The 23,810-nt window shown below is 58.8% G+C and carries 21 protein-coding genes; 9 read left to right on the forward strand and 12 right to left on the reverse strand.

The annotated features are described in order from the left end of the window. Positions 1-188: 188 nt before the first annotated feature. Positions 189-1,415, reverse strand: a complete 1,227-nt coding sequence (gene alr / locus BN1115_RS03220; RefSeq protein WP_042656043.1) for an alanine racemase — start codon at positions 1,413-1,415, stop codon at positions 189-191. A gap of 173 nt (positions 1,416-1,588) precedes the next feature. On the opposite strand from alr, the gene BN1115_RS03225 reads away from it, so the two are divergent. Beyond that, a complete protein-coding gene (locus BN1115_RS03225) occupies positions 1,589-2,038 on the forward strand; it encodes a methyltransferase family protein (protein ID WP_042656044.1) in 450 nt (149 codons plus the stop codon). Positions 2,039-2,134: 96 nt separating this feature from the next. Here the strand turns inward: BN1115_RS03225 and tapW are convergent, their stop codons facing one another. Then, positions 2,135-3,274, reverse strand: coding sequence for a type IVa pilus ATPase TapW (gene tapW, locus BN1115_RS03230; protein ID WP_042057762.1), 1,140 nt, complete (start codon positions 3,272-3,274; stop codon positions 2,135-2,137). Between the two features lie 58 nt (positions 3,275-3,332). Continuing rightward, on the reverse strand, positions 3,333-3,689 hold the full coding sequence (locus tag BN1115_RS03235; RefSeq protein ID WP_005314602.1) for a DMT family protein: 357 nt from the start codon (positions 3,687-3,689) through the stop codon (positions 3,333-3,335). 113 nt (positions 3,690-3,802) lie between these two features. Between BN1115_RS03235 and BN1115_RS03240 the strand changes: the two genes are divergently transcribed. The 3 genes from BN1115_RS03240 (at position 3,803) to BN1115_RS03250 (ending at position 6,492) form a co-directional block, all read left to right on the forward strand. Continuing rightward, positions 3,803-4,534, forward strand: coding sequence for a substrate-binding periplasmic protein (locus BN1115_RS03240; protein WP_042656045.1), 732 nt, complete (start codon positions 3,803-3,805; stop codon positions 4,532-4,534). A gap of 99 nt (positions 4,535-4,633) precedes the next feature. Continuing rightward, on the forward strand, positions 4,634-5,641 hold the full coding sequence (btuC, locus tag BN1115_RS03245; RefSeq protein ID WP_042656046.1) for a vitamin B12 ABC transporter permease BtuC: 1,008 nt from the start codon (positions 4,634-4,636) through the stop codon (positions 5,639-5,641). A gap of 65 nt (positions 5,642-5,706) precedes the next feature. Continuing rightward, on the forward strand, positions 5,707-6,492 hold the full coding sequence (locus BN1115_RS03250) for an ATP-binding cassette domain-containing protein (protein WP_042656047.1): 786 nt from the start codon (positions 5,707-5,709) through the stop codon (positions 6,490-6,492). Positions 6,493-6,649: 157 nt separating this feature from the next. Here BN1115_RS03250 and BN1115_RS03255 read toward each other — a convergent pair whose 3' ends face one another. Further along, positions 6,650-7,717 (reverse strand): 3-deoxy-7-phosphoheptulonate synthase, encoded by a 1,068-nt coding sequence (locus BN1115_RS03255; protein ID WP_042656048.1) that lies wholly within the window; start codon positions 7,715-7,717, stop codon positions 6,650-6,652. A gap of 144 nt (positions 7,718-7,861) precedes the next feature. Between BN1115_RS03255 and BN1115_RS03260 the strand changes: the two genes are divergently transcribed. Further along, a complete protein-coding gene (locus tag BN1115_RS03260) occupies positions 7,862-8,242 on the forward strand; it encodes a diacylglycerol kinase (RefSeq protein WP_005337641.1) in 381 nt (126 codons plus the stop codon). Positions 8,243-8,447: 205 nt separating this feature from the next. Here BN1115_RS03260 and serA read toward each other — a convergent pair whose 3' ends face one another. The 4 genes from serA to BN1115_RS03280 form a co-directional block, all read right to left on the reverse strand. Next, positions 8,448-9,680, reverse strand: coding sequence for a phosphoglycerate dehydrogenase (gene serA / locus BN1115_RS03265; RefSeq protein ID WP_042057749.1), 1,233 nt, complete (start codon positions 9,678-9,680; stop codon positions 8,448-8,450). Between the two features lie 325 nt (positions 9,681-10,005). Beyond that, positions 10,006-10,659 (reverse strand): ribose-5-phosphate isomerase RpiA, encoded by a 654-nt coding sequence (rpiA, locus tag BN1115_RS03270; RefSeq protein ID WP_042656049.1) that lies wholly within the window; start codon positions 10,657-10,659, stop codon positions 10,006-10,008. A 161-nt stretch (positions 10,660-10,820) separates the two neighbouring features. Further along, entirely contained in the window at positions 10,821-11,417 is a 597-nt protein-coding gene (locus BN1115_RS03275) for a 5-formyltetrahydrofolate cyclo-ligase (protein ID WP_042656050.1), read from the reverse strand. A 217-nt stretch (positions 11,418-11,634) separates the two neighbouring features. Continuing rightward, entirely contained in the window at positions 11,635-12,969 is a 1,335-nt protein-coding gene (locus tag BN1115_RS03280) for a Na+/H+ antiporter NhaC family protein (protein WP_042057743.1), read from the reverse strand. Between the two features lie 336 nt (positions 12,970-13,305). Between BN1115_RS03280 and dapB the strand changes: the two genes are divergently transcribed. The 4 genes from dapB to BN1115_RS03300 all read left to right on the forward strand — a co-directional run bounded on the left by dapB (position 13,306) and on the right by BN1115_RS03300 (position 20,618). Next, complete coding sequence (gene dapB, locus BN1115_RS03285; protein ID WP_042656051.1) at positions 13,306-14,118, forward strand: 4-hydroxy-tetrahydrodipicolinate reductase; 813 nt, start codon at positions 13,306-13,308, stop codon at positions 14,116-14,118. A 669-nt stretch (positions 14,119-14,787) separates the two neighbouring features. Continuing rightward, a complete protein-coding gene (gene carA / locus BN1115_RS03290; RefSeq protein ID WP_042656052.1) occupies positions 14,788-15,924 on the forward strand; it encodes a glutamine-hydrolyzing carbamoyl-phosphate synthase small subunit in 1,137 nt (378 codons plus the stop codon). Between the two features lie 16 nt (positions 15,925-15,940). After that, complete coding sequence (carB, locus tag BN1115_RS03295; RefSeq protein ID WP_042656053.1) at positions 15,941-19,165, forward strand: carbamoyl-phosphate synthase large subunit; 3,225 nt, start codon at positions 15,941-15,943, stop codon at positions 19,163-19,165. A gap of 301 nt (positions 19,166-19,466) precedes the next feature. Next, positions 19,467-20,618 carry a DUF1615 domain-containing protein gene (locus tag BN1115_RS03300; RefSeq protein ID WP_042656054.1) on the forward strand — a complete coding sequence of 384 codons (1,152 nt, stop codon included), beginning with the start codon at positions 19,467-19,469 and terminating at the stop codon, positions 20,616-20,618. 67 nt (positions 20,619-20,685) lie between these two features. Here BN1115_RS03300 and BN1115_RS21515 read toward each other — a convergent pair whose 3' ends face one another. The 4 genes from BN1115_RS21515 to BN1115_RS03315 all read right to left on the reverse strand — a co-directional run bounded on the left by BN1115_RS21515 (position 20,686) and on the right by BN1115_RS03315 (position 23,581). Then, positions 20,686-20,925: a hypothetical protein gene (locus tag BN1115_RS21515; RefSeq protein ID WP_075113096.1), complete on the reverse strand. Its 240-nt coding sequence runs from the start codon at positions 20,923-20,925 to the stop codon at positions 20,686-20,688. A 99-nt stretch (positions 20,926-21,024) separates the two neighbouring features. Further along, a complete protein-coding gene (locus BN1115_RS03305) occupies positions 21,025-21,882 on the reverse strand; it encodes a nuclease-related domain-containing protein (protein WP_042656055.1) in 858 nt (285 codons plus the stop codon). Positions 21,883-21,921: 39 nt separating this feature from the next. Beyond that, on the reverse strand, positions 21,922-22,383 hold the full coding sequence (locus tag BN1115_RS03310; protein ID WP_042656056.1) for a hypothetical protein: 462 nt from the start codon (positions 22,381-22,383) through the stop codon (positions 21,922-21,924). A 274-nt stretch (positions 22,384-22,657) separates the two neighbouring features. Then, the gene (locus BN1115_RS03315) at positions 22,658-23,581 is read right to left on the reverse strand and encodes a hypothetical protein (RefSeq protein ID WP_425247471.1); all 924 of its coding nucleotides are present in this window, start codon (positions 23,579-23,581) and stop codon (positions 22,658-22,660) included. Positions 23,582-23,810: the final 229 nt, after the last annotated feature.

Here is a 23,810-nt window from a genome sequence, read left to right on the forward strand (position 1 = left end):
TCAATCATCTCGGTGGGGTCTGTTCAAAATCCCCCTGAGTGACATTGCACTGGGCGTAGTTGCGCTGATCCTGCTGGCATCCATGGGGTTGAGTCTGTTTGTGACCCGTAAAAAAGCCGCTTGAGCGCGGCAGACAATGAAGCAATAACAAAAATGGGCTCCATAGGGGGCCCTTTTCATGTCACGTATCAGCGTTTGATCTTCTTGGGGTTGGTGTAGCCCCAGATGGTGTACATGTCCGCCAACAGGGCACCGTTGTACTCTTCCAGATCAGCCTGTTTTACTTCGGCTTCACCCTGACGGCCAAACAGCACCACCTCGTCACCGGGTTTCACCCCTTTGAGATCAGTGACGTCCACCATGATGGTGTTCATGGAGGTCTTGCCGACCACAGGCACCTTCTGACCCTGGATCAGCACATAGGCCTTGTTGCTGAGCGCACGGCGGTAGCCATCGGAGTAGCCCAGCGGCAGGTTGGCGAGCCAGGAGTCGCGCTTGAGGGTGAAGGTGCGGTCATAGCCGACGGTGTTGCCCGCCGGGTAGTGGTTGACCGAGGCGACCTGGGTCTTGAATGCCATCACCCGCTTGTATTCGGTGTAGGAGGGGATGGAGTCACCGTAGAGCAGGCCACCCGGGCGAACCATGTCGAAGTAGGCATCCGGTACTTCCAGGGTGGCGAAGGAGTTGGCGGCGTGGATGGTGATCTTGCTGCGATCCAGCTTGCCCGCTTCCAGCAGCCACTGGGAGTCCAGTTTGAACTGGGCCAGCCCCATCATGACGTCCTCTTTCTCTTCCACCGGGAAGTGGGTCATGATGCCGACCGGGGTGATCCCCTTGAGCTTGAGCATGGCCAGTGCATCCTGCTTGGCATCGGCCAGACGTAAGTCGATGCCGTTGCGGCTCATGCCGGCAGAGTTGAGACCTATATGTACCGGAATATTGGTGTGGTGGCGCTGGGCGATGTCAGCGATCCCCTGGGCACTCACCAGACTGCCGATCAGCTCTTCCATCTTGTAGGGCAGCGCCTGCTCCACTTCGGCCGGTGTGGCGGCACGCACCCGCATCAGACGGCCGGTAAAGCCCTTCTCGCGGGCGACGCGCGCCTCTTCGTTGCTGGCGATGCCGATGCAGGGGATATTGGCCTTGACCACGGAGGGGACCAGCAGGTCGATGCCATGACCATAGGCGTCTGCCTTCATGATGGCGCAGATCTGCGGACCCTTGTCACCGAGGCGATCCTTGAGGGTCTGGATATTGTGTTCGAAGGCGCCCAGATCCACTTCCAACCAGGCGTTGCTGGCGGTTTGCTCCTGACCGTTGCGATGATCCGTCGCAAGGGGCAGATAGGGAGCCGCAACGGCTTGGCCCGCGAGCAGGCCGAAGATCAGGGTGGCCAATAGCGTTTTCTTGTGCATGGTGATTCCTTTTTGTTGTTCGCGTTGGATAGTTTGGATGAGAGCGTCAACATTGGCTGTGGTCTAACGACAACTTGTTGTTATTATTATGATCTTTGTCACTCTCAACAGGCGCTGACTGGTTGGGAGTCTACCGCAACACGGGGTCGGCTGACACTTGTCAGGGGAATAAAATGGTCAATCTTGAGTTACGTTTGCCACCACCGCTGATCTTCCTGCTCTGTGCGGGAACCATGTGGTGGCTAAGAGGGGAGAGCCAGCCCGGTATCTGGGCAATGGTGCTGATGGCTGCGCTGATCGTGGTAGGGGCCATCATGGGCTTTGGCGCCCTGCAACGGTTTCGTCACCATCAGACCACGGTCAGTCCCACCAGGCCTCAGCACACCAGCCGTCTGGTGACCTGTGGCGTCTATCGCTTCAGCCGCAATCCCATGTATCTGGGGCTGCTCTGCTGGCTGGCCGCCTGGGGCTGTTATCTCGGTGGAATCTGGGTCTGGGTTGGGCCAATCGTGTTGGTGGGCTGGTTGACCCGTTTCCAGATCGTGCCGGAGGAGCGGCTGCTGCGCGCCCGCTTCGGCGACGAGTATGTGGCGTATTGCCAGCGCGTTCGCCGCTGGTGCTGAAGGGCAGTAACCTGTGCGGGGTGAGCGGATAAACCGGATGGGGTGTGCCGGATAAAGAGAACCCCGGGCAGGCCCGGGGTTCTCGCTGGTGGCAGATTAGAACATATCGTCTTTCTCGTCCTTGGTGGGTTCGAGGCTCCAGCCGGTGGCATCGCTGCTGCTGGCAATCTGTCCCTTCTCCTTCCACAGCTTGATCTTGAGGCGCAGGTTGTTGGCCGAGTCGGCGTTCTTCACTGCTTCCTCCTCCTCGATCACCCCTTCCACCACCAGATCGAACAGGGCGCTGTCGAAGGTGACCATGCCGAGCGCCTTGGATTTTTCCATCACCTCTTTCAGGCCGCCAAATTCGCCGCGCTTGATCATGTCGCGGATGGTGTGGGTGCCGAGCATGATCTCCACCGCGGCCCGGCGGCCGCCATCGGTGGTTTTCACCAGCCGCTGCGAGACAAAGGCCTTGAGGTTGTTGCCCAGATCGTTGAGCAACTGCGGACGGCGCTCCTCGGGGAAGAAGTTGATGATACGATCCAGCGCCTGGTTGGCGTTGTTGGCGTGCAGGGTGGAGATGGCAAGGTGGCCGGTTTCGGAGAAGGCCAGCGCATGCTCCATGGTCTCGCGGTCGCGAATTTCACCGATCAGGATCACGTCCGGCGCCTGACGCAGGGTGTTTTTCAGCGCAGCGTGGAAGCTGCGGGTATCGACCCCCACTTCCCGCTGATTGATGATGCTCTTGCGGTGGCGATGAACGAACTCCACCGGATCCTCGATGGTGATGATGTGGCCGCCGCTGTTGCGGTTGCGGTGGTCGATCAGTGCCGCCAGCGAGGTCGATTTGCCCGAGCCGGTGCCGCCGACAAACAGCACCAGTCCCCGTTTCTCCATGATGGTGTCGAGCAATACAGGCGGGAGTTTCAGGTCTTCAAAGCGGGGGATTTCGGTCTTGATGTTGCGCGCCACCAGGGAGACTTCGTTGCGCTGCTTGAAGATGTTGACCCGAAAGCGGCCGATCTGGGGCAGGGAGATGGCGAGGTTCATCTCCAGCTCCTTGTCAAACTGCAGTTTCTGCTCGCCATCCATGATCTCGGCGGCGATCCGTGCCACCTCTCCCGGCTCCAGCGGCGTTTCATTCAGGGGGCGCAGGCCGCCGTTGAACTTGGCGCAGGGAGGGGCGCCGGTCGACAGATAGAGGTCTGAGCCATCCTGCTTGGCCAGGATCTGTAACATGTCTCGCAATTCCATTTTTTTGCCTCGTCGATCAATGAGATGCCATGAGCGGGATGATATTGAGTGTACAGCGTCAGGCGCCGGTCAGTTTCTCGCGAAAGACAAAAAAGACCGCACCCATAATGCAGAGCCCTGCCCAGAGGTAGTCCCATTTCAGATCTTCCTTGAGATAGAAGACAGAGAAGGGGACGAATACGGTGAGGGTGATCACCTCTTGCAGGATTTTCAGTTGCCCCACACTCATCACGGTGTGGCCGATGCGGTTGGCGGGCACCTGCAACAGGTATTCGAACAGGGCGATGCCCCAGCTCACCAGCGCGGCAATGATCCAGGGTTTGTGGTTCATGCTCTTGAGGTGAGCGTACCAGGCGAAGGTCATGAAGACGTTGCTGCACAGCAGCAGGCCGATACTGGCGAAAATCGGGTTCATAGGGTTCTCCTTTAAAATCCGGCGCATTTTATCCCTGAACCACGGGTTTTCATACGTGGTGCGGAAGGGTATTTTTAACCAACAGGATCGGGCCGTGCGAGGTATGCGACGGGATGGGCAAGTTAAGTTGGATAGCGTTATTACTGTTATTTGCCATGCCGGTGCGAGCGACCCCGACGCTGACGGTGGCCACCGATCTCTGGCCGCCGTTTCGTATCCTGCAACCGGATGGCCGGTTTTACGGGCTGGACATGGATATTCTGCAACAGCTGGAGAGCCGCAGTGGCATTCGCTTTAAGGTGAAACGGATGCCCTGGGGACGGGCGCTCAAGCAGATGCAGACCGGTCGGGTCGATCTGATGATTGGCCTCGCCTATACCGCCGAGCGAGCGCAGTTCATCGACTATCTGCAGCCTGCCTACTACCAGTGCTGGCCCGCGTTTTATGGTCAGCCGGTCAATGTGGCCCGGATCCACCAATACCGCGATTTGCAGGGGGTGAAGGTGGGCTATGTGCTCAACTCCGCCTACTTTGAGCCCTTCAACTCTGACAGTCGCCTCGACAAGCACGGGGTGCCCACCGAGGAGCAGTTGTTGCGCATGGTGCAGCGCGGTCACCTGCCGCTGATGATTGGCACCGACTGCCAGGTGGACTATGCCCTGAGTCAGGGAAATGCCAACCGGGTGAGTAAGGCGGACTACCGCCCCGCCAGTCCGGTGACCCTCTATCTGGGGATGAGCAAGCACTCACCTCACCAGTCACTGCGCCAGCCCTTGTTGGTGGCGCTGCAAAATCTGGTGGCCAGTGGCGAGATAAGCGTGATGGCCAAGCGTTACCAGCCTTGACCTTGGGTGGCAAGCCGCTGTTATCATGCCCTTTTCCTGCTTCTCCCCGGCTCTGCGACAGGGCCTGGGATAAAGCCTAGTTATTGTCGGGGATCATCCTTGTACCTCTCCCTTATCGCCCGCCAGCAGCGTTGGCAGCGGCGCTGGCTCTGTGGCCTGACGCTGCTGACCCTGTTGCTGTTTCTCTTCTCCCTCGTCTGGGGCGAGTTTGTGCTGCTGCCCTGGCAGCCCCTTGGCGATCTCGAACAGCGCATCCTGCTGGAGCTGCGGCTACCCCGCGCCTTGTTGGCCCTCTTGGCAGGCGCGGCGCTCGCCTGTGGCGGCGCCGTGCTGCAGGTGATGCTGCACAATCCGGTGGCAGAGCCCGGGCTACTTGGCGTTTCGAGCGGAGCAGGACTGGCCGCCATGGTGGCGATGGCGGTGGCCAAATCCCTCGGCCTCTATCTGCCCGGCTGGGGGCTGTCGTTGGCGGCCTTCGCTGGCGCCCTGCTGGTGACCATGCTGCTCATTCGGCTGGCTCGCCGCGCACGTCTCGGCCATGCGCGCTTGCTGCTGTTTGGCGTGGCCATCGGCATTCTCACCAATGCCGCCATGACCTGGCTGATGTACTTTGCCGACGACGGCTCCTTGCGTGAATTCATGTTCTGGATGATGGGCAGCCTCTCTTACGGCAGCCAGCAGTTCGGCTGGTGGTGGCTGGTGCTGCCGCTCACCCTGGGCTGGCTCTGCTGGCAGGGCAAGGCACTGCAACAGTTGCTGCTGGGGGAGACCCAGGCCCGCCTGATGGGGATGGATGTGGACAGGATGCGGGTGCGGCTGGTGCTGGCGGTCTGTCTGCTCACTGGTGTGGCAGTGTCGCTGTGTGGCGTCATCGGTTTTGTCGGGCTGGTGGTACCCCATCTGCTGCGGCTCTGTGGTGGCAGCGATCAGCGCTTCCTGCTGCCCGCCTCGGCGCTCGGTGGCGGAGCCCTGCTGTTGGCCGCCGATCTGTTAGCCCGCTCGGCACTCAGTGCCGGTGAGTTGCCCATCGGGGTGATTACCGCCTCGGTGGGGGCACCGCTCTTTATCTACCTGCTATTGAGGCAAACTGCCGATGGTGCTGCATGAATATCTGCATGATTTGGTCGGGGCGCGCACTCTCCTTATTTACCCGTTGTTGAGGCAAGATGCCGATGTCGCCCGCTGATCCCATCTCTGTTGCTGCTCCGCTGCTGGAGGCGCATGCACTCGCCATTGCCGGTCGGCTCTCCCCCCTCGATCTGCGCTGGCATGGCAGCCAGCTGGTGGCACTGCTCGGCCCCAATGGCAGTGGCAAGTCGACCCTGCTCGGCGCATTGGCGGGGATCTTGCCCGCTGAAGGCACCGTCCTGCTGGGTGGGGAAGTGCTCACTGACCTGAGTTGGCCCGAGCTTGCCAAACGGCGCGCTATGTTGCCCCAGCGCCAGTCCCAGCTGTTTCATATTCCGGTGTTTCAGGTGTTGAGCCTGGGGCTCAATGAGGCGGTTGTGCCCGCCAGACAGAATGAAGCGATAAACGCACTGTGCGAGGCCCTGGAGCTGGAGGTTTTGCTGGCACGTGACTTCAGCCGCTTGTCGGGCGGTGAGCAGCAGCGAGTGCTGATTGCCCGCACCCTGCTGCAGGTGTGGCCGAGCCTCAATCCAACCGGCAAGGTGCTGTTGCTGGATGAGCCGCTGGCTGGGCTCGACCTTCATCACCAGCTGGCGCTGCTGCGCTTGCTGAAAAACCTGGCCGGGCAGGGCTTGCTGGTGGTGCTCGCCATCCACGATATCAATCTGGCCATCGACTGGGCCGACCGCATTCTCTGCCTGCAACAGGGCCGGGTTGTGCGTGAAGGGGGCGTCGAGCTGGTGGATCAGGCACTGCTGGAGCTGGTATTCCAGATCCGTACCGACCGCATCGAAGCGGCAGGGCGCGTGTGGTTTATGCCCAGTTTGTAAGCGGGGTGTAGAGGAAAGAGTGTGCATGTAGGGTCGATGAGCGAAGCGTAATCGGCCGACAGCAAGAAAAAGGGGCCGGTATCAACAATACCGGCCCCTTTGGTTTTATTCGCAGTTCAAACTTGTTTGCTCAGGCCGAGGGGGGATGCCTCAGCCGTTACCGCAGGTTTGCTTTGTTCAACCGAACCTGCGCGGCTTCGGCCAGCATCGTCAGCAGAGTTTCGGTATCGCTCCATGACAGGCAGGCATCGGTGATGCTCTGGCCAAAGGTGGCGGCGCAGCCGTTCTCCACATCCTGACGCCCTTCCACCAGGAAGCTCTCGGCCATGATACCGGCGATACCGGTGCGGCCGCGGCGCAGCTGATCGCAGATGTCTTGCGCCACCAGCAGCTGACGGCGGTGATCCTTCATGCTGTTGCCGTGGCTGAAATCGACCACCAGACGCTCCGGCAGGCCCACATCGGCCAGCGCTTCACACGCTTCATCGACACTGGCGGTGTCGTAGTTGGGGCGGTGGCCGCCACGCAGGATCACATGACCAAAGGGGTTGCCGGCGGTACGGTAGATGGTCATCTTGCCGTCCTTGTCCGGTGAATAGAAGATGTGGCTGTGACGGGCGGCGCGCACCGCATCAATGGCGATGCGGGTGTTACCGTCGGTGCCGTTCTTGAAGCCGACCGGGCAAGAGAGAGCCGAAGCCATCTCGCGGTGTACCTGGGATTCGGTGGTGCGTGCGCCGATGGCGCCCCAGGTGATGAGGTCGGCAATATACTGGCCGGTCACCATATCGAGAAACTCGGTGGCGGTGGGCATGCCGATCTCGTTGATGTCGACCAGCAGTTTGCGAGCCAGTTTCAGCCCTTCGTTGACGTCGAAGCTGCCATCGAGGCGCGGATCATTGATGAGCCCCTTCCAGCCGACGATGGTGCGCGGCTTCTCGAAGTAGGTGCGCATCACGATGCAGAGGCTCTCTTTATACTGCTCGCGCAGGGCATTGAGACGCAGGGCATACTCGCGAGCAGCAGCGGGATCATGGATGGAGCAGGGGCCGACGATGACCAGCAGGCGCTGATCCTCTCCGGCCAGAATGGCTTCCACTTCGCGACGGGCATCCAGCAGATTCTGGGCAATGGTATCGGTGATCGGAAACGCGTGTGCGAGCTCGCTCGGAGTGATCAGTGACTCCAGGCGACGGGTGCGCAATTCATCTGTGTGAATGGACATACAACTCAAGTCTCGAGTGGGTGGTGTCAGCCGCAAGGGGCGAAAAAGCAAAGAGATAAAATAAAGCAAAAGTCCCCTGATTGAAACCTTGGGGGGCTCTGATAGGATGTGAGGCCAAAATCGATTCCAAATGAGGTAGATAGCGTGGCAAAGCCAGGGGCAACCGGGGTCACCCGCATCATCAACGCAACCGGTTACAGCATGAAGGGGCTCAAGTCAGCCTGGATTAACGAGGCGGCGTTTCGGCAGGAGCTGATGCTGATCCTGTTGCTGATGCCACTGGCCTTCTGGCTGGGGGATTCTCTCAACCAGATCCTGCTGCTTATCGTCATCAGCTGGCTGGTGGTGATCGTCGAGATCCTCAACTCCGCCATCGAAGCGGTGGTTGACAGGGTGGGCTCCGAGCATCACGAGCTCTCCGGTCGTGCCAAGGATCTGGGCTCCGCCGCCGTCTTTATCGCGCTGGCCCTCAATGCGCTGGTTTGGGGCGCGCTGGTAGGCCGTAATCTGCTGGGTTGGTGGTAGATCACATATCTTGCGGGTGAGTTGGCACCCTCTCTCTCGGAGAGGGCAGGGTGAGACTTGTATCTTCTCGCCCCTCATCCCCAACCCTTCTCCCGCGAGGGGAGAAGGGGGCAAAAGAGCCAAGATGCGGATGTGCGTTGAGCGTCGCATCATAAAAAAGCCCGTCATCACGACGGGCTTTTTGCTGCTTGGATAAACGGGTCTATCAGTGGAGGATGCGGGCGCGGATGGTGCCGCTGATCTCCTTGAGCTTGGCGAGCGCCTTCTCGCTGTGCTCGGTCTCCACGTCGATCACCACGTAACCGATATGGCTGCTGGTCTGCAGGTATTGACCGGCGATGTTGATCCCCTCTTCGGCGAAGATCTGGTTGATCTTGTTCATCACCCCCGGCTGGTTGCGGTGAATGTGCAGCAGGCGGCTGGAGCCCTTGTGGCCCGGCAGCGACACTTCCGGGAAGTTGACAGCGGAGAGAGTGGAGCCGTTGTCGGAGTATTTGACCAGCTTGTTGGCCACTTCCAGCCCGATGTTCTCCTGCGCTTCATGGGTGGTACCACCGATGTGCGGGGTCAGGATCACGTTCTCCAGCCCACGTAGCGGGCTTTGGAACTCCTCGTCATTGGACTTGGGCTCGACCGGGAAGACGTCGATGGCGGCGCCGGCGATATGGCCGCTCTTGATGACGTCAGCCAGCGCATCGATATCCACCACGGTACCGCGGGCGGCGTTGATGAAGATGGCGCCCGGTTTCATCATCCGCAGCTGCTCGGCACCGATCATGTTTTTGGTGGAGGCGGTCTCCGGTACGTGCAGGCTGATGACGTCAGACATATTGAGCAGCTCGACCATGCTTGGCACCTGAATGGCGTTACCCAGCGAGAGCTTGTTCTCGATATCGTAGTAATAAACCTTCATGCCGATGCTCTCGGCGATGATGCCAAGTTGGGTACCGATGTGGCCGTAGCCGATGATGCCAAGCTTCTTGCCGCGCGCTTCCACCGAGCGGTTGGCGAGTTTTTCCCACACGCCGCGATGGCACTTGGCGTTCTTCTCGGGGATGCCGCGCAGCAGCAGCAGGATCTCACCCAGTACCAGTTCGGCGACCGAACGGGTGTTGGAGAAGGGGGCGTTGAAGACCGGAATGCCGCGGATCTGGGCCGCTTCCAGCTCGACCTGGTTGGTGCCGATGCAGAAGCAGCCGATGGCGACCAGCTTGTTGGCGGCGTCGAGTACCTTTTCGGTGATCTGGGTGCGGGAGCGCAGCCCGATGAAATGGACGTCGCGGATCTGCTCGATCAGCTCCTCTTCGGAGAGCGAGGTCTTGAGATACTCCACACTGGTGTAACCTGCGGCACGAAAGGTCTCTACGGTGTTGGGATGGACTCCCTCCAGCAGCAGAACCTTGATTTTATCCTTGTCCAACGAAAACTTGGCAGTCATGACGATCCCTCTGTATGTGCAAACGTAAGTGCAGATTTGGTGTGCGAAGAAAACCGTAAAGTAGCAAAAACGTTTGGGAGAGGGAATATTTGTGACGAAAGTCAAATTCTTTGAAGTTATCAACGAATGTTGTAAACATCCGTATGCAACTTGTTGAGGGATAAATAAAAACGGCGCCATCAGGCGCCGTCATTTATTCATAGTGCAATGTTGGGTTTCGCATCCCATCCCGGGGGCCAATCAACGCCGCTGCTGCGTCAAGGCAGGCTGCGTGGCGATGGTGGGTGAGGGGATATGCCATTGCACCGTGTTGCTCGCGTTGGGATTACTGGGTAATCACGCCGTCCGGAGTACCGATCAGCACAACGTCAGCACCACGAGCCGCGAACAGGCCATTGGTGACGGTGCCGACGATGGCGTTGAGCTGCACTTCCAGCGCCTTGGCATCGGTAATGGCCATGCCTTTCACATCCAGAATGTGGTTGCCGTTGTCGGTGACCACCCCTTCACGCCACACCGGGTTGCCACCCAGTTTGCGGATTTCGCGGGCCACGTATTCGCGGGCCATCGGGATCACTTCCACCGGCAGCGGGAACTGGCCCAGCACCTCGACGGTCTTGGTGTTGTCGATGATGCAGATGAACTTGTCAGCCACGGCGGCAACGATCTTCTCGCGGGTCAGGGCAGCGCCACCGCCCTTGATCATGTCGCGGGTGCCGTTGATCTCGTCAGCGCCATCCACATAGACGGAGAGGGCGTCGATCTCGTTGAGATCATATACGGTGATGCCGAAGCCCTTGAGGCGCTCGGTGGAGGCCACGGAGCTGGATACCGCCCCTTTGATCTCGTCCTTCATGGTCGCCAGCGCGTCGATAAAGTGGTTGACGGTAGAGCCGGTGCCCACCCCGACGATGGTGCCGGGAACCACATACTTGAGCGCAGCCCAACCGGCCGCCTTCTTCATTTCATCTTGAGTCATGATCGTTCCTTAAGAAAAAAGCGGGCGCATTATATCCAACCCTGTACCCCGTCGCGACCTTGTTGCTCACGTTCCGGGGTAAAAAGCGGTGATTGGTAAATCGTTTGCCTGTTTATTCTGCGTTTGCGCGCACAAAGCCGGGTCAGCTGGCCAATAACCGCCTATTCAAAGCGCCAGCAGTAGCTCGGGGTGATGATCTGGGGCAGTGGTACATCCCACTCCTCTTGCGGGACAGCATCCACCTGCTGGCAGTCGTGGGCAATGCCAAGGGGTTTGGGGCCCAGCTTGTGTTCATGCCAGATGGCGAGAGTGCGATCGTAGTAGCCGCCCCCCATGCCAAGGCGATTGCCCTGGGCATCGAAAGCCACCAGCGGGGTGCAAATCAGGTCAAGGGTGCTGTGGGGCACCACCTGCAGGATATCGAGCTCCGGCTCTTCGATGCCGTAGCGGTTGCGCACCATGGGGCTGGTGGCTGTATAGCGCAAAAAGAGCAGGTGACCCGGGGTAAAGGGGTGGAGCACCGGCAGGTAGACCTCTTTGTGCTGGGCCCACAGCCAGTGGATGGTGGGCAGGGGGTTGATCTCTCCGTCATTGGCCAGATAGAGGGCAATGCGTTTGGCGGCGAGGATCTCGGGGTGCTGCTTGAACTGGGCCAGCAGCTGTTGGGCCGCTTCTTGCTGCTCGGCCGGACTCAGATTTTTGCGGCGTTGACGAACCAGCTGGCGCAGGGATTGACGTTCGGGTTGGGACTCATGCATGGGGAACCTCTGGTATAGCTGCGCATCGATGGCGTGAACGCGCTCTACCTTAGCACATTCACTCTGGACGTTAAGGGGGGGTGACAGGAGAACTCCCGCCCCGGACAGCTGATGCCCGGGGCGGGGGGGATAAATGCTGGCGTATCCGATATTGCATCAACAGTGACTAGGGTGCGGCCCCTGTTGATGGCATCTCAGCACGCCAGTGTCTGGTCTGTTACTTGTCAGCCTTGCCGCGCATCTGGTGCTTCACGAACACGGCAATCAGTGCCGCTACCGCGAGTGCCATCGGGTAGAAACTCATGCTCACCACGGCCAACGGCGACAGGGCGAAGATGGAGCCCAACAGCAGCGCCTGTGCGCCCCAGGGGATCAGACCCTGTACCACGCAGGAGAAGATATCGAGCATGGAGGCGGCGCGGCGCGGGGTGACACCGTGGTGTTCGGCCAGATCCCGGGCCACCTTGCTGGCGACAATAATGGCCACCGTGTTGTTGGCGGTGCAGAGGTTGGTGAGGCTCACCACCCCGGCAATGCCGAGCTCCGCCGCTTTCTCGTTCTGTTCGCCGTTGTGCTCGCGAGTGAAACGGGCAATCAGGGCGCTGATGCGCTCGCTGATCCAGGCCAGACCACCCTGACGCTCCATCAGGGCGCCGAGGCCGCCGATCAGCATGGAGAGCAGGAAGATCTCCTGCATGCCGGTAAAGCCCTGATAGATATCCTTGCTGAACTGACCGATGGCGTAGCCGTTGACCATGCCCACCGCACCGGCGGCCAGAATGCCGATCCCCAGCACCACGAACACATTCACCCCGGCGAGCGCCAACCCCAGAATGAGCAGGTAAGGCATCACCTTGAACAGCTCGATGGCAGTGTCGTTGGCAGGGGCTTCACCCACAGACCCCAGGGTCAGATAGAGCAGGATCACCGTGATGGCGGCGGGGGCGGCAATCTTGAAGTTCTCGCGGAACTTGTCCTTCATCTCGCAGCCCTGGCTGCGGGTGGCCGCAATGGTGGTGTCTGAGATGATGGAGAGGTTATCGCCAAACATGGCGCCGGAGAGAATGGTGCCCGCCATCAGCACCGGATCGATGCCGGCCGCCTGCGCCACGCCAAGGGCCACGGGCGCTACGGCGCCTATGGTGCCCATGGAGGTACCCATGGCGGTAGCAATAAAGGCAGAGATCAGGAACAGTCCGGGCAACAGCGCCCAGCCGGGGATGAGCGACAGACCCAGCGCCACAGTGGCATCTACGCCGCCGGTGGCCTTGGCCACGCTGGCAAAGGCGCCCGCCAGCAGATAGATAAGGCACATCGCCATGATGTTGCTGTGGCCGACCCCCTTGAAAAAGGTCTCCAGATTGCTGTTGAAGCCCTCTTTGCCAAGCAGCAGGGCGAGCATCACGGCAGGCAGGGCCGCGACGGGGGCAGGCAGCTGATAGAAGGCGAATTCGACCCCCTGCAGGGTCAGCCAGGTACCGGTACCGATAAAGAGTGCGAGAAAAACCAGAAGTGGCAGCAAGGCCCTGGCACTGGGTTGAGTCTGGATCATGTGTTCCTCTGAAATTGAACAATGACCTCCTGTCATGAACTGCTTTGTGCCTGTATCGGATAGGGATAGGGATAGGGGGAAAACAGGGCGGGCATCCTGCCGCATTGGGGGCCCACAGTAGTGAGTCAACCCTGCAAGGTCAAGATAGACGTCCAGACGGATAGGTGTTTTTGTTTGGTGATTTTGTCTGTGTGATTAATTCCGTTAAATATTCTGATTTATCCAATATTTCCGTTTATATGTCGAGGTGGTGTGGTGGTGCAGAGTGAGCTTTTCAAAGCGGGCGCGGGCTGGTAAAACGGTCTCTTTCCATAATAAAGAGATGAGAGGGTGGAGATGGACAATCCGATCCGTGTGGCCGTGATGGGCTGTAATGGTCGTATGGGCAAGGTGCTGCTGGAGGCCATTACTCATGCCGATGGCGTGGTGGTCGGGGCGGCGCTGGAGCGGCTGGGCTCTGCGGTGATCGGTCTCGATGCCGGTGAGCTCAACGGCCTGGGCCATCTGGGGGTGGCGATTAGCGACAGTCTGGACAAGGTGCGCGATGAGTTTGATCTTATCATCGACTTCACCCGCCCCGAGGTGACGCTGGCCAATCTGGCCTTTGCGCTGGCCCACCACAAGCAGATGGTGATCGGCACCACCGGCTTTGACGAGGCAGGCAAGGCCGCCCTGAAAGAGGCTGGCAAGCAGATCGGTATCGTGTTCGCCTCCAACTACTCGGTCGGGGTCAACCTGGTGTTCAAGCTGCTGGAGCAGGCCGCCAAGGTGATGGGCGACTACACCGACATCGAGATCATCGAAGGGCACCATCGCCATAAGGTGGATGCGCCCTCCGGCACCGCGCTCTCCATGGGGGAGGTGGTCGCCAAAACGCTGGGCCGCGATCTCAAGGAGTGTGCCGTCTATGGCCGTGAGGGGATCACCGGTGAGCGGGATCGCAACACCATCGGCTTTGCCACCATCCGCGCCGGCGATCTGGTGGGGGAGCACACCGTCATGTTTGCCGATATCGGCGAGCGGGTGGAGATCAGCCACAAGGCCTCCAGCCGCCTGACCTTCGCCAACGGTGCGGTGCGGGCGGGCAAATGGCTTGGCCAGCAGGGTGCCGGTCTTTATGACATGCAGGACGTGCTCAATCTCAAGTGATGCCTCTGTGCGGCACGGTTGTGCGACTGGTACCCAGTGAAGAACCCCGGCTTGCCGGGGTTTTTGCTGCCTGCCATTCAGAGTGTGTGAAAAATAAGGCTCTGCCGCTGTTTTATCTCTGAATGCCTTATAAATCGCATCATTGCTTTATCCCCCAGATTTTTCCTTTCTAAATGTCATCGCCAGGTAACGGATTTGAGCATCTTTATGGCTGATACAGCCATTTTTTTACACACCACAAAAAAGACTAAAAATTCAAACGCAGAAAAACGTTTTCTATTTTTCTCGTTCAATCTTGTCACCTAAAAGAAGTCGGATTAATCATTAATCATTTTAATTTTGAAAAAAATTGCATTGTTTTTATTGGGTTTTTTGTTGGTTTTTGTCGCTATTGCGGGCTTGGGTGCGTCTTTTGGTAGTGGTTTTTCCTTTTCTTTCGCGAGAGGGGGTTGCAAAGCGATAGAGTGCATAGATAATGGGTAATGTTGCTTGTTTATTGAATTTAGATGCATTTCATCTGAGAAAAGACGTTGAAATGCCACTTTTTTTAAGTAGAATGCGCCCAATTTGCCAGAAATCTGCCGGGTTCGAGTCCTGTCCAAGACCGGAACCGAGCCCGCAACACCCAGGTAAATTGCTGAATTTAAAGCTAAATAACTGGAGGTTGTCTTGAATCACACTGCATTGCTAGTGCTGGAAGATGGAACTGTGTTCAAAGGCGTGTCGATAGGCGCCGAGGGATGTTCCGTTGGTGAAGTGGTTTTCAATACGTCGATGACGGGCTATCAGGAAATCCTCACCGATCCCTCTTATTCCCGTCAGATAGTCACCCTCACTTACCCCCATATAGGCAACACCGGCACCAACAGCGAAGATGAAGAGTCCAGTCAAATCCATGCTCAGGGATTGATCATCCGGGACCTTCCGATACTTGCCTCCAATTTCCGCAATCAGCAATCCCTCTCCGATTACCTAAAGTCTCACAACATCGTTGGCATCGCCGACATCGACACCCGCAAACTGACCCGCATCTTGCGCGAGAAAGGCGCTCAGGCTGGCTGCATTCTAGCTGGCAAGCAGATAGATGAAGCGTTCGCCCTCGAACAGGCCCGCGCCTTCCCCGGTCTGAAAGGGATGGATCTGGCCAAAGAGGTGACGGTTGGTGAGGCGTACAACTGGACCGAAGGGAGCTGGCAGCTTGGCAAGGGGCACGTCACCCCGGATGCCGACCAGCTCAAATACCACGTGGTGGCCTATGACTTTGGCGTCAAGCGCAACATCCTGCGGATGCTGGTTGACCGTGGCTGCCGCCTGACCGTAGTACCGGCCAAGACACCGGCCGCCGAAGTTCTGGCGATGAACCCGGATGGCATCTTCCTCTCCAACGGCCCCGGCGACCCCGAGCCCTGCAACTACGCCATCGAGGCCATCAAGGCTTTCCTCAATACCAACACGCCGGTATTCGGCATCTGTCTGGGGCACCAGCTGCTGGGTCTGGCCTCCGGTGCCAAGACCGTCAAGATGAAGTTTGGCCACCACGGTGCCAACCACCCGGTGAAGAGCCTCGATGACAACACCGTGATGATCACTGCCCAGAACCACGGTTTTGCGGTAGACGAGAACAGCCTGCCGGATTGCCTGCGCGCCACCCACGTCTCCCTGTTCGATGGCTCCCTGCAGGGTATCCATCGCACCGACCGTCCGGTCTTCAGCTTCCAGGGACACCCCGAAGCGAGCCCGGGCCCGCACGATTGTGCCGGTCTCTTTGACCACTTTATTGAATTGATCAAGCAGTATCGCGCTTAAGAGGAAAAGAGAAGCCATGCCAAAACGTAACGACCTTCAGAGCATCCTGATCCTCGGCGCCGGCCCCATCGTCATCGGCCAGGCCTGCGAATTTGACTACTCCGGCGCCCAGGCGTGCAAAGCCCTGCGTGAGGAGGGCTACCGCGTCATTCTGGTGAACTCCAACCCGGCCACCATCATGACCGACCCGGAGATGGCCGACGCCACCTACATCGAGCCCATCACCTGGGAAGTGGTGCGCGAAATCATCAAGAAAGAGCGCCCGGACGCCATCCTGCCCACTATGGGCGGCCAGACTGCGCTCAACTGCGCACTGGATCTGGAGAAGCACGGCGTGCTGGCCGAGTTCGGTGTCGAGATGATCGGCGCCACTGCCGATGCCATCGACAAGGCCGAAGATCGCCGTCGCTTTGACATCGCCATGAAGAGCATCGGCCTCGAGTGCCCGCGCGCCGGTATCGCCCACAACATGGAAGAGGCGTGGGGCGTGCAGCAGATGGTCGGTTTCCCCTGCATCATCCGTCCCTCCTTTACCATGGGCGGCTCGGGCGGCGGCATCGCCTACAACACCGAAGAGTTCGTCGAGATCTGCGAGCGCGGTCTGGATTTGTCGCCGACCAAAGAGCTGCTCATCGACGAGTCGCTGATCGGCTGGAAAGAGTACGAGATGGAAGTGGTGCGGGATCGCAACGATAACTGCATCATCGTCTGCGCCATCGAAAACTTCGACCCCATGGGTATCCACACTGGTGACTCCATCACGGTCGCGCCAGCCCAGACGCTGACCGACAAGGAGTACCAGCTGATGCGCAACGCCTCCATGGCGGTACTGCGCGAGATCGGTGTCGAGACCGGCGGCTCCAACGTCCAGTTCGGTATCAACCCGAAAGATGGCCGTATGGTCATCATCGAGATGAACCCGCGGGTGTCGCGCTCCTCCGCGCTGGCCTCCAAGGCGACCGGTTTCCCCATCGCCAAGATCGCGGCCAAGCTCGCCATCGGTTACACCCTCGACGAGCTGATGAACGACATCACCGGCGGTCGCACTCCGGCCTCCTTCGAGCCGGCCATCGACTACGTGGTCACCAAGGTGCCGCGATTCAACTTTGAAAAGTTCGCCGGTGCCAACGACCGTCTGACTACCCAGATGAAGTCGGTCGGTGAAGTGATGGCCATCGGTCGCAACTTCCAGGAGTCCCTGCACAAGGCGCTGCGCAGCCTCGAGACCGGCAAGACCGGCTTCGACCCCATGGTTGACCTCAATGCCCCGGACTCCCTGACCCGCATTCGCCACGAGCTGCAGGACGCTGGCTGCGACCGTATCTGGTACATCGCCGATGCGTTCCGCGCCGGTCTTTCCATGGATGGCATCTTCAAGCTGACCAAGATTGACCCCTGGTTCCTGGTGCAAATTGAAGATCTGGTGAAGCTGGAAGAAGAGGTGAAAGAGCGCGGCATGGCCGGTCTCGATGCCGACTTCCTGCGCGCCCTCAAGCGCAAAGGCTTTGCCGATGCCCGTCTGGCCAAGATCCTCGGCGTGGCCGAAGGCGAAGTGCGCAAACTGCGTGCCCGCCACAACATCTTCCCGGTCTACAAGCGGGTCGATACCTGCGCCGCCGAGTTCGCCACCAACACCGCCTACATGTACTCCAGCTATGACGAGGAGTGCGAAGCGGCTCCGAGCAACCGCGACAAGATCATGATCATCGGCGGCGGCCCGAACCGCATCGGTCAGGGTATCGAGTTCGACTACTGCTGCGTGCACGCGGCGCTGGCCCTGCGCGAAGACGGTTACGAGACCATCATGGTCAACTGCAACCCGGAGACCGTCTCCACCGATTACGACACCTCGGATCGTCTCTACTTCGAGCCGGTGACCCTGGAAGATGTGCTGGAAATCGTGCGCATCGAAAAACCCAAGGGCGTGATTGTCCAGTACGGTGGCCAGACCCCGCTGAAACTGGCTCGCGCACTGGAAGCCAACGGTGTGCCGATCATCGGTACCAGCCCGGATGCCATCGACCGTGCCGAAGACCGCGAGCGCTTCCAGTCTGCCGTCGAGCGCCTTGGCCTCAAGCAGCCGGAAAACGGCACCGTCACCGCGTTGGAGCAGGCCGTGCTAACCGCCGAGCGGATCACCTATCCGTTGGTGGTGCGCCCCTCCTACGTGCTGGGTGGCCGCGCCATGGAGATCGTCTATGACGAGACCGACCTGCGTCGCTACTTCGCCGAGGCGGTGAGCGTCTCCAACGAGTCGCCGGTGCTGCTGGACCGCTTCCTGGACGATGCCACCGAGCTGGACGTGGATGCCATCTGCGACGGTACCGATGTGGTTATCGGCGGCATCATGGAGCACATCGAGCAGGCCGGTATCCACTCCGGTGACTCAGGTTGCTCCCTGCCTCCTTACACCTTGTCCAAGAAAATTCAGGACGAGATCCGCGAGCAGGTGCGCAAGCTGGCGCTGGAGCTCGGTGTTATCGGCCTGATGAACGTGCAGTTTGCGGTCAAGGGCGATGACATCTACCTCATCGAGGTGAACCCGCGTGCCGCCCGTACCGTGCCGTTCGTCTCCAAGGCAACTGGTGCCCCGCTGGCCAAGATTGCCGCCCGCGTGATGGCCGGTCAGTCGCTGCAAGCACAGGGCTTTACCAAAGAGATCATCCCGCCCTACTACTCGGTGAAAGAGGTGGTACTGCCGTTCGCCAAGTTCCCGGGGGTTGACCCGCTGCTGGGGCCAGAGATGCGCTCCACCGGTGAGGTAATGGGGGTGGGCAGCAGCTTTGCCGAGGCCTATGCCAAGGCGCAGCTGGGTGCCAACCACGCCGTACCGAAAGAGGGCCGCGCCCTGCTGTCGGTACGTCACAGCGACAAGGCGCAGGTGGTTGATTTGGCCGCCAAGCTGCTGGAGCTGGGTTACGAGCTGGATGCCACCCACGGCACCGCAGTCGCACTGGGTGAAGCGAGCATCAACCCGCGCCTGGTCAACAAGGTGCACGAGGGGCGCCCGCACATTCTCGACCGCATCAAGAATGGCGAGTACACCTACATCGTCAACACCGCCGAAGGGCGGGTAGCGATCCAGGACTCCAAGCAGCTGCGCCGCGCCGCTTTGCAGAACAAGGTGGCTTATACCACCACCATGAATGAGGCGTTTGCCACCTGCATGGCCATCAGCGTGGATGCCACCGCCAACGTCAATTCGGTGCAGGAGCTGCACCAGAAGGTGAAAAACCGCTAAGCGGTTTGCCGCGGGCATCAGCCCGACTCGCCAGACGATCAACCCCCGCCAGCGATGGCGGGGGTTTCTTTTTATCTGTCGCTAACCGTTCGGTTCGGGCCGGGTGAGTCATTGATGACGGTGATGAGTGCTGCATTGCAGACAGCGGATGGCGTGTGGGGTGGCAAAAGCAGGCAAGGGGAGGGAATGCCGCGAGCGCGGGTTTCAACTGCAGCAGGCAATCCTCTACAATGGCGCCACTTTGCTTGTCAGTGCAGTGCCAGCGGCGCTGCCTGTAGGGCCAACAAAAATGGACATGCTTATGACCGCTTTGCCTTCCTGTCGTCTTCTCGCCTTCTGCTCTGCCTTGCTGCTGGCCGGTTGTGCCAGTGATCCCGCCTCTGCACCAACCAAAGAGGTGAGCGTGAGTAACCCCAAAACGCCGCCAGCCATGCAGCCGCGCAAACCGGCGGATATGAAGAGCCGCATCGTGCGCTTCTTGCCCCGTCAGGTGCCGGACAAACAGGGGTGGGCCAACGACGTGGTGACGGCGCTCACCACCCAGGGGGTGACGGTCAGTGATCACAACGTCTGTAGCGTGCTGGCGGTGGCGGAGCAGGAAGCCACCTATCAGGCCGACCCCGTGGTGCCGGGTCTTGGCAAGATCGCCTGGAAAGAGATCAACTCACGGGCAGCCAAGCTGCTGATCCCCGAATTTATGGTGCGGGCCGCGCTCTCTATCAACTCGCCGACCGGCAAGAGCTACGCCGAGCGCATCGACAAGTTGCGTACCGAGCGGGAGATGAGCGAAATTTTCGAAGACATGATCAGCATGTTGCCGATGGGCAAGACGCTGTTTGGCAACCTCAACCCGGTGCATACCGGTGGCCCGATGCAGGTGAGTATCGCCTTTGCCGAGGCCAACGCTCGCGGTTACCCCTATCCCGTCAAGAACTCCATTCGTCACGAAGTCTTTACCCGTCGCGGCGGCATCTGGTTTGGCACCAAGCATATTTTCGGTTATCCCGTTGACTACCCGGATACCCTCTACCGCTTTGCCGATTTCAACGCCGGCTGGTATGCCAGCCGTAACGCCGCCTTTCAGGCCGCCGTCAGCCGCTTGAGTGGCAAAACTCTGGCGCTGGACGGGGATCTGATCCGCTATGACTCGGATCTGCCGGGCAACACCGAACTGGCCGTCTACACCCTCGCCAACCGAGTCAATATGAGCAAACAGGCGATCCACCAGAGCCTCAAACTTGGCGATACCGCCGAGTTTGCCGAGACCGACCTCTACCATCGAGTCTTTACCCTGGCCGACCAGCAAGCGGGCAAGCGGCAGCCCCGCGCCATCCTGCCCGGCATTGTGCTAAAGAGCCCGAAAATTACCCGCAACCTCACCACCGCCTGGTTTGCCAAGCGAGTGGATGACCGGGAACAGCGCTGCGTGCGGCAGATGGCGACGATTAGGTAGGACTGGGTTTACTTCGAGACAAGTTGCCATGCTGGTTGCCATTGTTAATGGCAACCAGCAGACATGCTTAATAGACTCTCCAACGGAAGCCTTTAGCTTGCATGCAATCCGTGATGACTTCGTTTTTTTCTTCAGCAGAAATATCGTTAAGACGTATCTCATATTTGCATTGAGATAATGCAGTGAGGGTATCGTCATCTGTAACGCCTTCTTTTTTCCATGTCGGTTGTGGTGGTGATGCACAGGATGTCATTAGCATGCTGATGCTGGCCACTGCTGCTAATACCGACATTTTCTTGATGTTCATTAATCAACTCCCTTTGAATAGATGTATTTTGGTTTGTGAATGTGAATGTGAATATGGGTGAAAATTTTATGGCTCGGGCCGTACTTTAAGTCGGCATGTTTATTGGTGTGGTGTAATTCCCCGACATGTTGGATATCCACTGCATCCCCAAAACTGATTGCCTTTGTTATCCCCACGTTTGGCGGTACGTAATACCATCAGATTGCCGCATTTGGGGCATAGCGGATTCGGTTTTGTGAGTGGTTCGGTGATGGTTGGCGCGGCGTTCACCACCTGATTGACGACTGGCATCGCAGCTACGGATAAAAGCGGCTGGGGAACCTCGCTGTGACGCGCTTTTAACTGCGCTACATGCTGTTTATGGGTCAGCCAATTGGCGGCCAGTCGTCCCCGCTGGATGGTGTCGATCACCCGAGTAACTTCGGCAGGGGTCAACACCGGCGTGGTTTTGCCTTTGATATAGCGAATAAGCCCGCGGTTCATCACGTTATCCGGCATCGGGGTTTTAAAGGTGCAGTCGCCAATAAAGTAGATGATCGAGTGGAGCTGATGATCAGCAAGACCCAGCAGGGATTTGAGCGTCATCAGGTGCAGATAGTTCTGGCGCAGCGGATTTTGAAAGGTATGCCTTCGGCGATAGAGCTGCTGGGTCCAGCTCTTATGGGCCGGATTGCCAAATATCCACCCCTTGATGTTTTTGGTCTCGATCACAAACAGCCCGAAGCGCGAGACGATCACATGGTCGATCTGGGTAGTGCCCTGCGGGGTTGGCAGTGTCACATTCTTGAGCAGGTGGTACTCCCGTTTGTCGAGAAAAAGCCGGATGCCCAGATTGATGAATGCCTCCCCGATCATCCCCTTGAACCAGAGCGTTTTGATCAGGGTGACAATCAACAGCAGGGGCAGCAGATACCAGAGCTGGCCCAGCAGAAGGACAATGATGGCAGTGACGTCCATGTCAGCTCGCTTGTCAGGATTGAGATGTTGCGGAAGGGATCACATCCCCGCTGGCCGATAGACGCAGTCACTCAGGTCGCCAAGCACCGTTTTGGTGCTCTGCGGGGTGGGAGCAAAACTGGCCACCTTCTTGTCATCGACATAGACGTCGAATGCGCTGGCCTTGGTGATGACTTCAAGGAAAGAGGCCCAAGCATTGTCTCCATTGCGCCAACCCAGTTTCTCCGGTAGCCAGTAGCCATTGCCATCGATCAGCAGTTCTACCTTGCGGTTATCTGCGGGGGAAAGATCCTGTCCGTTCGCCAGGGCAAAACTGACACCGGTGAGTTCGCCATTCTCTGAATAGCCCACGTCGCAGCTGAGGGTGAAGGTATCCCCCTGTTCATTCTTGATGAGATGTTCTGCGACCCCCTGGCCGAAGCCACTACTCCAGACATTCGGGATCGCCATGGCGGCCGGGGTCAGCAGGCTGGTGCAGAGCAGCAAGACTTTGAAACGCATGATCACTCCTGGATAGATGGGCAATAGGGCTTCGAAGTGAACCATTCTAGCAATCCCATCAAAAGGAATATGTGATTGATTGCACTAACTCTGTGACAAGGCGGGATTTTTCGGAGCAGGCTGTGGTTGATGGCAAATCGCAGGTGCAAAAAAGCCCCTTGGTGGGGATTGGTGCCTGACAAAGCATGTGTAGGGATTATCAATCGAACAGGATGCGGCCGCTGTGGCTCGGCTTGACCTGATTGCCATCGCTAGGCAGGCACAAAATAACGGCTTAGAAGCTCATGGCCAGCCCGATGGAATAACCGTTGGTGTTGTGGCTGAACATATAGCGGGCGACCAGACGGGTGCGGCTGACGATGATGTCGTATTTGCTGCTGTCGATCTCCAGCCCCAGACCAAGGGAGTTGAGGGAGTTGAACCCGAGCAGGCCGCGCTGCTCACCGAGGTATTCGGTGCGCGCACCCTCCATCACATAGCGCAGCGGACGATCGAGCAGGGTCCAGTCAAACACCGGGGCCCGGCGGCGCAGATAGAGGCCGAGGTTCTCCGCCTCGGCGCTGCCGCGTACGCTTTGCGTGGTGTTGCCAAAGCTCTGCAGGTGCTGGTAGGAGTAACGCAATTCGGCATCGATATCCTGGGTTTTGGAAAATAGCTCGTAGTCGAGCATCAGCGAGCCCCCCAGCCCGTACATATTGAGCTGACCGTTATCGAGAAAATCCAGTGAGTAGCCCTTGGTGCGATCCAGCAGCCAGTTGCCGATCCGCAGATCGCTGGCCATGGTGCCCAGCGAGACGTTGGCGATGGGGCGCAGTACCCAGTGGCCGCCATGCTGGTCTTCATGAAGGGCGATATCCCAGCCAACCCCGCCCGAGGCGGTCACGCTGTTCCATTTGGTCGGGATGGTGCGGCTATCGGTGCCGTTGCTCACCACAAACTGGGGATCGTAGCGGCTAAAACCGATCGCCCCTTCCAGATAGATGGGCACGGCCTCGCTCATGGTGGCACCGCCACCGATCTGGGTCATGTTGAGGGCGGCGGATTGATCGGTGCCGCTGCCGATATTCAGGTTGCTGGCGGTGATGTCGGGCACCACGGTGAAGGTCATCAGCGACAGCACCGCATTGGCACGATCCTGTGCCCACTCCTGCTCTTGTGTCGCGCCATGGACGGCGCTGCCGGATAGCGCCAGCAGCATCGGTAACAACATCAGCAATAAAGAGGATAAAGGTCGGAGCATGCGCGTGGTTCCCGATCAGCGGAGTCTGGTGGCCTTGCCCTTACTGTAGCGAGCTTCCTTAGGGCTGTCTTGACGCAGGTGAACGGTAGTGTAACCAGTGGGGCTATATGCTGACACTGTCCAGAGATGAAAAACATTTATTGCAATACTGCTCTAATCGGAAATGCTTGATGTGGCTCATAGTTCT

The organism is Aeromonas allosaccharophila (genome assembly GCF_000819685.1).
In the GTDB taxonomy this organism is placed as follows: Bacteria; Pseudomonadota; Gammaproteobacteria; order Enterobacterales; family Aeromonadaceae; genus Aeromonas; species Aeromonas allosaccharophila.